Origin of the sequence: Clostridium estertheticum (genome assembly GCF_011065935.2) — a bacterium.
Lineage (GTDB): Bacteria > Bacillota > Clostridia > Clostridiales > Clostridiaceae > Clostridium_AD > Clostridium_AD estertheticum_A.
The window spans coordinates 325435-339900 of the sequence record NZ_JAAMNH020000001.1 but is presented as its reverse complement, the minus strand read 5'-3'; the positions used below and the strand labels follow the sequence as shown (position 1 = coordinate 339900).

General features: G+C 31.4%; 12 protein-coding genes. All 12 read right to left on the bottom strand.

Features of this window, described 5'->3' with window-relative positions; genetic code table 11:
- Positions 1-52: 52 nt before the first annotated feature.
- Positions 53-1657: a CTP synthase gene (locus G9F72_RS01545; protein ID WP_164956933.1), complete on the bottom strand. Its 1605-nt coding sequence runs from the start codon at positions 1655-1657 to the stop codon at positions 53-55.
- A gap of 418 nt (positions 1658-2075) precedes the next feature.
- On the bottom strand, positions 2076-2498 hold the full coding sequence (locus G9F72_RS01540; RefSeq protein ID WP_164956934.1) for a DUF1934 domain-containing protein: 423 nt from the start codon (positions 2496-2498) through the stop codon (positions 2076-2078).
- Between the two features lie 14 nt (positions 2499-2512).
- Positions 2513-3496, bottom strand: coding sequence for a tRNA 4-thiouridine(8) synthase ThiI (locus G9F72_RS01535; RefSeq protein WP_164956935.1), 984 nt, complete (start codon positions 3494-3496; stop codon positions 2513-2515).
- 85 nt (positions 3497-3581) lie between these two features.
- On the bottom strand, positions 3582-4613 hold the full coding sequence (locus G9F72_RS01530; protein ID WP_164956936.1) for a D-alanine--D-alanine ligase family protein: 1032 nt from the start codon (positions 4611-4613) through the stop codon (positions 3582-3584).
- A 281-nt stretch (positions 4614-4894) separates the two neighbouring features.
- The gene (gene ypeB, locus G9F72_RS01525) at positions 4895-6265 is read right to left on the bottom strand and encodes a germination protein YpeB (RefSeq protein WP_164956937.1); all 1371 of its coding nucleotides are present in this window, start codon (positions 6263-6265) and stop codon (positions 4895-4897) included.
- A 79-nt stretch (positions 6266-6344) separates the two neighbouring features.
- Positions 6345-6983, bottom strand: a complete 639-nt coding sequence (spoIIR, locus tag G9F72_RS01520; protein ID WP_164956938.1) for a stage II sporulation protein R — start codon at positions 6981-6983, stop codon at positions 6345-6347.
- Positions 6984-7044: 61 nt separating this feature from the next.
- Positions 7045-8220 (bottom strand): Ger(x)C family spore germination protein, encoded by a 1176-nt coding sequence (locus G9F72_RS01515; RefSeq protein ID WP_164956939.1) that lies wholly within the window; start codon positions 8218-8220, stop codon positions 7045-7047.
- Positions 8210-9325, bottom strand: coding sequence for a GerAB/ArcD/ProY family transporter (locus tag G9F72_RS01510; RefSeq protein ID WP_164956940.1), 1116 nt, complete (start codon positions 9323-9325; stop codon positions 8210-8212). The genes G9F72_RS01515 and G9F72_RS01510 overlap by 11 nt, the downstream gene beginning before the upstream one ends.
- Before the next feature lie 37 nt (positions 9326-9362).
- Positions 9363-10823 carry a spore germination protein gene (locus G9F72_RS01505; RefSeq protein WP_164956941.1) on the bottom strand — a complete coding sequence of 487 codons (1461 nt, stop codon included), beginning with the start codon at positions 10821-10823 and terminating at the stop codon, positions 9363-9365.
- Between the two features lie 255 nt (positions 10824-11078).
- Positions 11079-11270: a CLC_0170 family protein gene (locus G9F72_RS01500; protein WP_164956942.1), complete on the bottom strand. Its 192-nt coding sequence runs from the start codon at positions 11268-11270 to the stop codon at positions 11079-11081.
- 281 nt (positions 11271-11551) lie between these two features.
- Positions 11552-12394 (bottom strand): 4-(cytidine 5'-diphospho)-2-C-methyl-D-erythritol kinase, encoded by an 843-nt coding sequence (gene ispE / locus G9F72_RS01495; RefSeq protein WP_164956943.1) that lies wholly within the window; start codon positions 12392-12394, stop codon positions 11552-11554.
- 244 nt (positions 12395-12638) lie between these two features.
- The gene (locus G9F72_RS01490; RefSeq protein ID WP_164956944.1) at positions 12639-14201 is read right to left on the bottom strand and encodes an SPOCS domain-containing protein; all 1563 of its coding nucleotides are present in this window, start codon (positions 14199-14201) and stop codon (positions 12639-12641) included.
- Between the last annotated feature and the right edge of the window lie 265 nt (positions 14202-14466).

The following is a 14466-nucleotide window of genomic DNA, read 5'->3' as shown; positions in this document are numbered from 1 at the left end:
AATCCTATAGGTTAGACTTTTTTACTGTCCACTCTATAGGATATAATAAATGTTATTTTTTATGTTCTAAAGATGCCTTAATAAATTGTTTAAACAGTGAATGCGGTTTATTAGGTCTAGATTTAAGTTCTGGGTGAAACTGAACTCCAACAAACCAAGGATGATCTTTAATTTCAACTATTTCTACTAATCTTTCATCAGGGCTTGTTCCTGTAAGCATAAGTCCTGCATCAGTTATTGTTTTTCTATACTGATTATTAAATTCATATCTATGTCTATGTCTTTCATATATCACTTCATCATTGTAGGCTTCATGAGCATTAGAATCTTTTGTTAATTTACATGCATATAATCCCAGTCTCATAGTACCGCCTTTTTCATCTATATCCTTTTGATCCGGCATTAAATCTATTACTGGATACTCCACTTCCGCTTCAAACTCTGAACTATTAGCTCCTTTTAGTCCTGCCACGTTTCTTGCATATTCTATAACAGCACACTGCATACCAAGACATATACCGAAAAATGGCACTTTATTTTCTCTAGCATATCTTGCAGCCTCTATTTTGCCTTCTATTCCTCTATCGCCAAATCCGCCTGGAACCAATATGCCATTAACGTCCCCTAACATTTCACTTGCATTGTCTGAAGTTACATCACAAGCATTTACCCATTTAATTTCTACATTAGAATCATTATAAAGCCCTCCATGGCTTAATGCTTCAACAACAGAAATATATGCATCATGAAGTTCTACGTATTTTCCAACTAGTGCTATTTTCACATTTCCTGATAAATTTTTTAACCTATATACCATGGAAGTCCAATCAGCGTTATCTATTTCATGACAATTTAGTTTTAATTTTTTACACACTAGAGTATCTAATCCCTCTTTGTGAAGCATAAGCGGTACTTCATATAAGTTCTCAGCGTCCAAATTCTGAATTACTGAGCCTGCTTCTAAATTACAAAATAGCCCGATTTTAGCCTTCAAGTCATCAGATATTTCCTCCTCAGAGCGGCATACTATAATGTCTGGCTGAATGCCTATACTTCTAAGTTCTTTTACAGAATGCTGAGTAGGTTTTGTTTTAAGTTCTCCTGCCATCTTTAAATATGGCACTAATGTAACATGGATAAAGCAAACATTCTCTATTCCTACCTCATATTTAACCTGCCTTATTGCTTCTAAAAACGGTAGCGACTCAATATCTCCAACAGTTCCACCAATTTCAGTTATAACTACATCTACATCTTTTTCTTTAGCTACTCTATAAGCTCTTTCTTTTATCTCATTAGTTATATGTGGTATTACTTGTACTGTACCACCTAAATAGTCTCCTCTTCTTTCTTTTGTTATAACTGACCAATATACTTTTCCTGTAGTTACATTACTGCTCTTACTCAAATTTTCATCAATAAATCTCTCATAATGTCCTAAATCTAAATCTGTTTCCGCTCCATCATCTGTAACAAAAACCTCTCCATGCTGATAAGGACTCATGGTGCCTGGGTCTACATTTAAATATGGATCAAATTTTTGCATAGAAACCTTTAACCCTCTATTCTTTAAAAGCCTGCCAAGGGACGCTGCGGTTATTCCTTTTCCTAAAGATGATACTACCCCACCTGTGACAAATATGTACTTAGTGCTCATTATTATTCCTCCTATACTTTATTCATTTTTGCTTATATGTTTTTATTTTCTTCTAATATTGTTAATGCATACCTATATAAAACGTTTATATTGATTTTTCTAAAAATAGCTTGACAGATGTTCTTTATACTTCTATAATAGAAATTACCCTATAAATACAATCGTATAGTAAACTGACATATTTATTTTCAAAAACAATATTAACATCTTATCACACTTTTTTGTGATTAACTAGTGTTTTTTGTGTTTTCTTTTTTTGGAGAATTTTATTATATAAAATCTCTTTTTTTTTAAGTTTAATTTATAATTTAGATTCTTATCTTGTATTACATTCTGCTTCTGGTCATATCTAAATATTCCAAACCTTATAATAATTAAAGAAAGGCTATGTTCTAATATTAGAACATAGCCTTAATTACTATTGTGCTTTGATACTAATTTTTAGAGTTGTACTTAAAATTTGTTGATTTCCTATTATCATATCATAATCTATAAATACATCTCCACCATTACTATCCACGTTCATCTTTAACTCCTTAGTATCTACAGTTAAATCTAACGCACCATGAGGTGTGTTGTATAGTGTTAAATCCCTTGAATATTTTTTAAATTTCATTTCTGTATTAGTAGTTCCAGTTCTTATAAGTGTAAAATGTTCTTTATCAATTTTTAATGTAGTAGTAGTTCCCTTCATTCCTGAAATCTCAGTCTCTTCATATACTGCATAATAAGAATTTTCTTTTTTATAAAATTCACCAGGTGTCACCACCTCTATAGCATCTCCAACCTCTTCATTGTCAGATTGTTTACTAACAATTGAAATCACTGCATTTTTCTTCATAATGTTGCTCCTCGCTAATTTAAAATATATTTGTTTATTTCTTCCTCTGTTGCTGGCGTTATATCTATAAATTCATCTAAAGGTTCACCATATTTACCATATTTAATAGTTATATTTTTTTCATCTTTACCTTTACAATATCTACCTGTAATTTTAGCTGCAAACTCAATATCTTCATTTGTGGCTTTACCAATAATAACAACAGTAGAACCATTGTAGTCCCTCGGTAAGAACATTAAATCATCAGGTCTTAAAAGTTGTTCTATTATTTCTCCCTCTTCCTGCATTCTCGTAGATATAATCTTAGCATCTTTAGATACCCTAAAATGTCTTCCTATTTTTAATAGTTCTAGATCTTTTTTAGATGTATTCTCCTTATGCTCTATTAGTTCCTTAAGCCTTCTAGAATAGTTAGGCTCCGTAAGCTTACATCCACCAGCAGGTGATGGATAGTCTTTAATACCCCACTTTTCTGCTAGTTCCATTTGAACCTTTCTATTTCTGCCACTTATATCCAAAAGAGCTTCTCTATCTATTAAACCATCTATCTCCATTTCAGTCTCTTTAAGATTTTTAGCACATAAGGGCCTTAAGATTTTATGTCCTATTCCAGATTCATTTTTCACTATGTCTAAAGCGGACCTATTTTGAGACATAGGTCTTTGATTCAAAACTTCTCCTGTTATAATAAAGTCTGCATGGAATTTTTCTAATAGTTCCCCGCAATGTCTCATCATCATAGCATGGCAGTCGATACATGGATTCATATTTTTACCGTGTCCGTGTTTTGGATTCTTTACCATCTCCAAATGTTCCTCTGAAAAGTCTACAACTTGTAGTGGTATATCTATTTGTTTAACAATATTCAGTGCATTTTTCTCATTAAAAAAATAGGATTTAAAGCATATTCCTATAACTTCTATGCCCTGATCTTTTACAAGTTTTGCTGCGAGTATACTGTCCAGGCCTCCAGAAATCATAGCTAAAGCTGTTGTCATAAAATTTCTCCTCTCTTTATTGTATTTTATTAATATAAATAAAATAGATTTAACTCTATATAAGTCAATATCAAATAAATAGCTACTATTTATTGTTTCTTTCTATAGCAAGTTCTATAAGTTCATCAATAAGCGTCCCAAAATTTTTACCTGTGGCTTGCCACATTTTAGGGTACATACTTATTTTAGTAAACCCCGGTATAGTATTAACCTCATTTAAATAAACATCTTCAGTTTCTTTGTCTACTAGAAAGTCCACTCTTGCCATACCAGCGCAATCTAGTATTTTATAAATTTTTATAGCTTGCTCTTTAATTGTTTGTAGCTTAACTTCACTAAGTGCCGCGGGTATTAAAAGCTTAGATGCTTCACTTTTATATTTAGCTTCATAATCATAAAATTCTTTGGCTGGAATTACTTCTCCTGGTGTAGATGATTCAGGATAGTCATTTCCCAGTACTGCTACCTCAATTTCTCTTGCATTTATAGCCTTTTCAACTAAAACTTTTCTATCGTGTTTTAGCGCTTCTTCTAGTCCTAGTATTAGCTCCTCTTTATTATGTGCTTTGGTTATCCCTACAGAAGACCCTCCATTAGATGGTTTAATAAATACTGAATAGCCCAGTTTTTTTTCTATTTTCTCTATTAGTATGTCTTTATCTTCTACATACTCGTGCGCATTTATTACCACATAATCAGCTTGTTTTATATTAAAATTTTCTAATAAATATTTTGTATATATTTTATCCATGCAAATAGCAGAAGACATTACTCCAGGACCCACACAAGGTATATTTAATAATTTACACATCCCTTGAATAGTTCCATCTTCCCCAAAGAGTCCATGTAATACTGGAAATACTACATCTACCTCTTTATTAAATAAAAGTTTTTGTCCCTCTGGAATTTTAAAAAATTCGTCATTTTCCCATTCTCCGCTTTCTATGTTATCTAATTTTCCAGTATATTCAAACCATAACCCATCTTTAGTTATTCCAATAGGGTATATATCATATTTCGCTGGATCAATATTTTTCAATACCGAGGTTGCTGATACTCTAGAAACCTCATGTTCGGTAGACTGTCCACCAAATAATACTGCTATTTTCTTTTTCATTTATCATCTCTCCTTATAACCATAATAACTAGTTTATGAGTAATAAAAACATATGTTTACCAAATAAATTTATTATTATATTATATCATTTTTATAAAATACTTTGTATTTTAATTTCAAGCTCTAAATATCAAGTTTTAAATGACCTCCATAATGACATCACTCCAAATTATAATGGTAAATCAAAAAAAATTCAATAGAATAGAGGATATAAATGCACTTTATGCAATATATCCTCTCTTCACAAGGCAGCCTTTTCAGGCTCCTAGTACCTCATATGGCTAAATAGTTAATTTCCCATTGGGCGTATCTATTATCTCCATTATTCTTTGCTCATATCCAGTATTAGCATTAATATATACTATAAAATTTTTCTCCTTATATGAGCCTATAAATTCATAACACAAAACCTCTTTATTCATCTCAGTAGGTACAATTGCCAAGCTAATTTTATTTATTTTCAGCCGCTTGCCAACCCTTTCTTGGGCTTTTACTGCGGTTATTTTTGGCGCAGCTATCTGTCTTTTTTCAACATGAGACACTAAAAATTTTTCAGATTCAATTCCTATAATACTACCATCATCTAGTGCGATCTTAAGCTTTACTTGATCAGGATAAATAACTACTTCTCCTTGGTTATATACGTAGCTTACTACTGCTGTATTTTCATAATTTAGCGTATAGGTAGGTTCCATATTTTTATATCCTATTTTTCCAATGAACGCACTTCCACCTTCTATGGCCTTATTAATATCTATTGTTGGTTTACCAATAGTCCTATTATCTAATAAATATACTATTCTTCCTCCGTTTTTGCTTACTTCTATTACTGTTTTAGGCTCACTTTTATCCCGGCCTTTAAATGTTACGTAAAATGTATAGGTGGGTATTCTAGTCTTCCCTTGCACTGCTTTATTTTCTACACTTACAATTTTATCTTCTCCAAATATATTTTTTATTGTTTTAACTGCATCACTTTGACTTACCTCTTTTTGAGACATTATTTTCGGCTTTATTTCTAATATATTATCTGAAAAAGGCCCATCATAAATTAATGCAGGGTATTGAACTATTTGTTTTTGTATACCCTTGAATTTCTCATTTACAAGATTATCCCCTGCTTTTGCAAATGCAACAGTACTTTTTTTTCTAATCTCTCCCCACTTCACTTTACCAACATTTATGTCGGAGAGCACACCATTTAATTGCTCCTGAAGCGTATATGATTGCTTTTCTAAATCGTCAATTACTCCATATTCCTTATCAGTTAGATCCTTTCCTTCCGATGTTGCTTTGGCTAGACTATAGCAGAAATCCCCTACTTGAGTTAAAAATTGACTAGTGTCTCCAACAACTGATTGGTCTATTGGCAAAGAATGCAATTTATCATTTGCAGTAGCTGAATATCTAAAAATCTCTTCGAAAACTACTATACTCTGTTCCCTCGAACCAACAATAGCAGCTTTGCCTAGATTTATTCTTATGTTTTGTACAGAACTAATAAGTTCATACATATTTTTACTATATTGACCTTGAAGATAATTTCTATAATCTAACCTCTCCAAAAACATTAGTATAGCAAAAGTAGTTGAAAATACAACAATTATAGTTACAGCACTTGTATACAATATTCTTTTCTTTAGCATTTTCATATGTTTTCCTCCTGGAATTCTTTATCATTAGATAGTCATTATGCATCACTATCTTGTAGTAGTTTTCTTGATATTTTATTTAACTGAATAATTTGTTAAAAACTTCTAATATTTTAAATTTCACAACTATTTTATTATTTACAGCATCATTTATAGTATTATCTACCAAATTATATTCATCATCTGATAATACTTCTTTCATTTCACTCTCGGTTTTTTCATAGGATACATTTCCTTTTGTAATATCTACAAAACATAATGGCGGAAACATAACACACCACCAGTTTTGTCCACTGCCACTTCCAATAATTATTCTGTAAGCTTCGTATTCACCTTGAGGCAAAGTTATATTTCCATAGGTTTTAACTGGGAAATATTCCTTTGAAAGGGTTGTAGCTACTGAATATTTAAAGCCATTTTTATTAATAACGCTTTCAGCAATTTTTTTAATATTTTTATCTTCATTATTTATAATTTTTCTTGATTGTTCTATACTTTTGCAATCCACAAGTTTTGGTGATACATATTTTAAAACAGAATCTCTTACTTTTAATTTTAATCCTTGATCTATTTTGTCATCACTATTAGCTATTACATGAAACCTAATAAGTTTGCCAGCAATATCATTTTGAGTAGCTTTTGTAGCCACATTACTGCCATTTAAAACTATAGCGATTATAATAGTTATAGTAATACTTGTTAATATAAATTTTTTCAATGTTATCCCCCCTGAATAAAATAATTTATATTAAAGTTATTACCATATTGTGTAATTATATTCACTGAACTGCACCAATTCTTCTTATTTCAGAATTAACATTAACCTTAACTATTGCATTTTTATATTTCTCATTCCAATCTTTTTCTGTTTTGTTCCATAAAGAAGGTTTAAACTTTTCAATATGTTCGCGGGTCCCAAAGGGATCTATTTCAAATTCACCTTTAGCGATTTGCATGATTTTTTCACACTCCCCACTAATGGAGATATTAAAAGCATTTTGCAACTTAGCTAGCTCATCTTTATTAAGTATTTTTTTATCTACATAATATTCACCTAGTTGGCCCTCAATGTTGATATCAATATTAATGGCTAACTTATCTCCTTTTTCCTCCACTCTCATTTTCCTATTATATCCGTCAATTATAAAGTCAACAGGGTGTCCATCCATATAGATAACTTTTTTTCCAGTTTTAAACTTTCCACTTAGTAACTGAATATCCATTAGTTCGAGTGGCGTAAAATACCCTTTTACTTCATAATCTTTAATTATAGCAGCACCAGTTAAAATCAATTCATTTTTTTCCTTATCTATACTTATTCTAGGTAGCAATGCATTTCCATTTTCGCTTAAGAGAATAAGAAATTCATTTAAAGTTATGCTCATAATTCTAGAATTTCTCTTGCTGTTATCCATAAGCCCTGAAATATAATATTGGGTACTATTCTCTGTCATCGGTTTAAATTTTATATAGTCTTCAGCTTTACCATCTGCGACAACTACCTGAGTCATCCTACTTATGCTAGGATTCCGTTGCAGATAATCTACTATCTCTTTTACAGTATCTTTATGTTCTAATAAATTGCTACTTAATATAAGTAGCTTAGTATGTCCCATATATATATCTCTACTGCTTTTAGCCATAGCTTCAGAATAAGCATCCTCCATAGAGTACGCCTGCGTGTTAATATATTTTTCCTGTGTGCTTCCACTTTTTCCCGGACCTAGCATGCTCATATCTGGAAATCCATAAGTTACATTAATTTTTTTAATCTGCCTCTCAGCAAAGGGTTCTTCTGGATTAATACCTTTTAATTCCTTTTCTTTAGCAATATCTTCTCCTGGGTCAATAGCTATGGTAGATATGAAATTAAGCCTATCTATTTCTACTTTATCCCAGCATCCACTAAGTATTATGCAGCTTAGGATAACCGGTAAAACTTTCTTAAATTTCATCCTTACTTTTCCACCTCTCTTTACCTTTAACTTTACCTATGAACAAGATAAGTATTGGCAACAATACAAAAACAAATATAGCCGTTAATATGACTGGCGTAGTTTCGAATTGCAAAGTATAAATTTCTGCTATATTCTCTGGATATAATGCTATGACATAAATAATAGGCATAATTAAAAGTGAAGATAGTTTAATATCTTTCAATTTAAATACATTTTTCACAATCTCACTAGAAAAGAAGTATGTGTTAACAAAGGTAGTGAAATAAAAAAGCACCCATAACGCCATTACTATTCCTTCCCATCGCTCTATAAATGTGCCTGGTATATCTAACGACCTTATCATAGAAATAGTTGGCCATAATAAAATCCTACTCTGCATTTTAGAGAACACAGCTAAAACAAGTATTATTACAATTAGATAAAAAAATGTTACAAACATAATACTCTTTTTTAACACTCGGGATGAATTGTTCTTATTCTTGACATAAGGAAGAATAAGATAGGCTATTTCAATTCCGCCAAAACAGAATAAAATATATCTAGATGCCCTAAAGTAATCAGCGGGTTTATTATTAAGTACTGGTAATAAATTTGTAAAGTCCGCATTTACTGCGGTAAGTATTAAAACTACAAAAGCCGGAATAAACATAATCCAAAATGAGATTTCATTAAACTTAACTAAATCACCTATTTCACCTCTAACTAAGTATGTTCCTGTTAAAATAGTAATCATTAAAATAAATTCTGTAGGAGTCTGTCTTAATAAAAATAGTTTAATTACTTCAACAAATTCCCTCATTCCCAGGGCAACAATAAATATACTATAAATTGCAAAGGTAATAGCAAATACTCCTCCAAGAAACTTACCAAAATTATTCTGCAATATATTTGTAAGATCCTCAAAATCATTTTTCTTAATAACCATATATATAAGATATAGTAATAAAAAAATTACTACCCCCCCGATTAAAGTAACTATCCAGGCATCGCTTCCTACTTTATCAATGACTTCTTTCGGGCAGGAAAATGTCCCTATACTTACTATAGCTACCACAATAGTAGTAAATAGCCCAAAATCTTCAATTATTTTTTTATCCTTCATAATATACCTTTCACCTCCACATAAAAGATGATATAAATTATTTTTGTCTTATCTTATCTCCTGTTTTCATATATTTAGGCCTTTCTTTTAGCCCTGATATAGGACCTCTAATATACATATCTTTTAAATCCGCAATATTAGTATTAACCGCTGGTGCTAAATAAGGTATTCCAAAACTTTTCATTCTAACTAGATGAATGAGAAGTATAATGAGCCCAATAACTATCCCATAAAGACCTACAATTGCTGAAGCAATAATAAGCAGAAATCGCACAAGTCTAAAAGCCATAGTAACTTCATAATTAGGAGTTACAAATGTAGTAATAGCAGTAATTGCCACAATAATTATCATAATGGGACTAACTAATCCTGCACTCACTGCGGATTGCCCTATAATAAGGCCTCCTACAATACCAATAGTAGCTCCAATAGGCCTTGGCAATCTAACCACAGCTTCCATAAGAAGCGCTAAAAACAATTCCATAATTATAGCTTCTATAAATGCAGGAAATGGCACACCTTCCCTAGAAGCTGCTATAGCATAGGCTAATTTAGTAGGTATTATAGCTGTATGAAAAGAGGTAATTGCTACATACAGTGACGGTGCCGTAAGAGAGATAAGTATAGAAAGCATCCTAATAAATCTAACCATAGAACTATGCATCCACCTTTGATAATAATCATCTGGGGATTGAAATAAGTTAGGCAAGGTAGCTGGAACAATAATTGCAAAGGGTGAATTATCTACAACCAATGCTACTCTACCTTCGTACAGCGCCGCCGCTACTACATCTGGCCTCTCTGTACTTTGTATTTGAGGAAAGGGAGAATATTTATTATCCTCTATTAGTTGCTCAATATAGGCGGAATCAAGAACTGCATCAATGTTTATTTTGTCTATTCTACGCCCAAGTTCCTGAAGTACTTCTTTATTGACTATATCGTCAATATACATAATAGCCACATCGGTTTTCGATCTAGCTCCTATAGCTTTAAGTTTAATTCTTAACCTTGTATCTCTAATTCGCCTTCTAATTAAAGCAGTATTGAATCTTAGAATTTCTGTAAAACCATCTCTTGCTCCTCGAATTACCGTTTCACCAGATGGATCACCTACCCCTCTAGCAGGAAAAAGTCGTGTGGCAATAACATAGGCATAATTTAACTCATCTATAAACATTAATGTTTCCCCCGAAAGGGCGGCATTAACTCCTTCACTTAGTTTTTTTACTTCTCGCATATCAGTCACTGAAAGTATACTGTCTTTTATTTGTTCTACATTTTCTATTCCTTTTGAACATAACATTAATGGTTCTAATACATAATGATCTAATAGCAGTTTATCTGCCATTCCATCAATATAAACTAGTGCTGCTTTCCAATCTCCCACATTAAAAGTCCTAAAAATAACATCCGAGTTATCTTTCAAAAGTTCTTTTAAGTACTCTATGTTTTTTTCTGCTTCAGGTTGGATCTTATCATCAATTATCTCTTTCATAATCATCACGTCCTTATATATGTGTAGATGAACTATACCCTTAATTATTAACATTCAGTTAAATCATCACACCTGCGCAGCTGTTCATCTTCTTCGAAGCTGCGATATTAACGACTTCAGAAGGAGATTTAGACTCCCTCTGAAGTTTTTTCTTTGTTGCAACATGTATCCGCCTTGTATTCCTCTGGCAGATACCAATTCTCACTGGTTATCCGCCCACTTTTAAAAGTAAGAGACTTTCCTTCTGGAATGTCGTTAAAATATAGACCTCAGTGTAAATAGAATAATAGCTATAATAATTGCGAGTGAGCCTATGATACGTGCTTTTTTGCTGGTGCTGTCATTTTCTGTTTTTTTAAAATTTCTTGCATCCATAGTAAGTACAACTGAGCCTTGGATTACCATCATCGTTAAAAAGTACACATCAAATAAATCTAAAATTTTCATTATTTTTCTCCCTGCTTCATTACAAATTTCAAAAAAATAAATTTTTAAACACTATATGTAAGCAAACCGATTTTACTTTGCTTAAGCTAGTTTTAACGACACTTGCAGAAAATATTCACTTAGGCGCATTTAAATAAATAACAAGTCCAATATACTAGTATACTGACTTGTTATTTATTTAAATGTAGCTTATGCTCCGCCCATTCTGGTCGCACAATATAAAAACGCGAAAAAACCACAAGGGCTTTTCCACGTTCTTATATACCACTATAAAATTAATTCTAAATAGTTCTTGTTATATATACTTCTTTATATTGAGTTTTAAATTTATCATAACATCTTTGAGCTTTTAACATATCATCAAAAAAAGCGAATATCGTGGGGCCACTTCCGCTCATCATCGCACCCATTGCTCCCATTCTAATCATATCTTCTTTTATTCTTTTGAGAACTGGATATTTTCTTAGGGTAACATTTTCAAGTAAATTTTTCATATTGCCACATACATCTTCTAAATTTTCTTCTTCCATAGCTTTTATTAACGCTTCTGTATCTGGGTGCTTAAAGATTTTACTAATATCTAAGTTTTTATAAACCTCTTTCGTGGATACTCCAAAATTAGGCTTTACCAATACTAAAATTTGGTTTTTGAAAGGCGCCAGGGGCGTAATAATATCCCCTATACCTTCGCACAAAGCAGTTCCACCCATTATACAATAAGGGACGTCTGCACCTATTTTGACACCTAAATTCATAAGTTCATTGTCGTCTATATCTATTTCGAATAATTGTTTCAATGTTTTAAAAACAGCTGCTGCATCTGCACTTCCGCCTGCCATACCCGCAGCGACTGGAATATTTTTCTTGAGATATATATTTACACCTTCGCTAATATCATAAGTGTCCATAAATAGTTTTGCAGCTTTATATACTAAATTCTTCTCATCTGTGGGTATGTAAGGTTTATTGCAGCTTATATTAATACCTTTATTGCATTTTTGAAAGGACATAGAATCATATAAATCTACATTTTGCATAATCATTTTTAGCATATGATATCCATCTTCTCTTTTACCTACTATATCTAAAGATATGTTTATTTTTCCATAAGCTTTTACTAACATGATTTACCTCCAACTCTTTATTGTGAATCTACTAAAGCCACTTAATTAATTAATAACTGTTTATTCCTCCTTAGGAATTCACAGCCTTATATAAGATTAGCCTTTTCTTGTGAAATATGGTTAATAAAATTAGTATATTACAACAAATTTAATATTGCTACATATAATTTTAAATAAGGTACATGTAAAATAAATAACAAGTCAAATATAATAATATACTGACTTGTTATTTATTAAAATACATCTATATAATTATTCTACCTGGTATTATAAGTTTTTGTGAAACTTTTATAACATTAGGATCTTCAATTCCATTAACTCTTGCAACTTCTTGCATTGTAGTATTATACTTTTTAGCAATTTTCCATAAGGTGTCTCCGGATTGAACTATATAAATGGTAATACTAGCTTTTTTCTTAAGTACTTCGCCCTCTATAGGATAAACGTCAACTAAAAATTTCTTTTGTACCATGTAATTTACTCTTGTATATACTTTCACTACAGCTCTAACCGTTATATTTCCAACCTCAATATCCGCATTTACATTTTCAAGTGTTACCTTACATACACTACTCATATTTATCTTAGTGCCTAATATCTCAGCCCCACAGGTAAAAGGAATCTCTTCAGACACAGCAGAAAGATATTTTTCTTCATCATCACTTCTATATAGTACAGTTACATTCATTATACCCTCAATTATAACCTTATCCTCAATAACCTTTTTCTCTGTTACACATACGGTAGCGTTGCACATAATAACCTTGCTAGGCTTTGCCATAGCATTACTTAATTCTATATCTCCCTTAACTAAGGTCTCAGTTAACAATTGTCCTTGCATTACATTAAGTCCATAATCTTTTTTATCCATCTCAAGTTTTGTAGTTGGTGAATATACATCTTCAATCATATCCACTTCTTCTTTATGCATAGCCCTTGTATTTGTTTTTATCAAAAACTCTACATCAACAATTCTTTTTTCTCCTAAATCATCTTCCTTAATGTCAAATCCCATAGCATCTACCCTAAAGTCTGTATAATTTTCCATATAAGGGTTTACTTCTTGGAAATCTAACTCTTTATTTAACATAACTTCCTGTTCAATGTAAAATAATTCTCTGCTATCTTTTCCCTTATACATCATATTAATACATGCAAAAGCATTGATTTGAATTTTCCCGTCAAACAATTTTACTTCTTTTTTATGAACATTAACATCACATTTTATAACTTTAAGGATTTCAGGTTTATCCATTGGAACTTTTATATTTGCTTTACCAATAAGCTCTCCATTAAAACTCCTTGTAACTTTATCTATACTAGTTGGATTTTTTAAATATTGAATATCCTTTACAGCTTCAATATCTTTAACTATTTGAAAACTAAAACTTTTGTACACTTCAGATTTTAATTTTAAAATACCTTCTAGACATATTTTTCTCTCATTTACTATTTTACACTCCATATGTTCTACAAAACACTCAGCATCACAAAGCATTTCGGGCTTCGCACCCATTATGCCAATTGTATTTGAAAATTTGGAACTATATACTACGTTTTCCACATCAGTGCGCTCTTGATCTTTTGAAATATAAAGTACATTATATTGAAGTTGCCCTTCTAAATACACCTTATCTTCAATTATTTCTTTGGAGTTTATAATGGCTTTAACATCCAACATAAGAATTTCTCTGACATCTGGATGAGTATCCGGTATTACATATTCTTCTTTTACTACTGTATCAGCAGTATTTTCTCCTAGCAGTTGCTCATACTCTATATTTTCTCTTATTAAATTTATCTCCATACTATACCTCCTTGTATTTCTATTGTGGCAACACTTCTGAATTGTTACCCTCCTAAAATACCTACTATTAATATATATAGAAGTAGTAAGGGAAATATGATATTCCATGCTTTTATTCGTATTGCAAAATTCATCATAATTTTTCAATAAAATAAAAAAAGCACATATTATGTAGAATGTATTCCGTTATTAATAACGGAATACATCCTATTTAATATATGCCCTGTTAATTTATGAATGTAAAAACGATACCAAGGTACAGTAT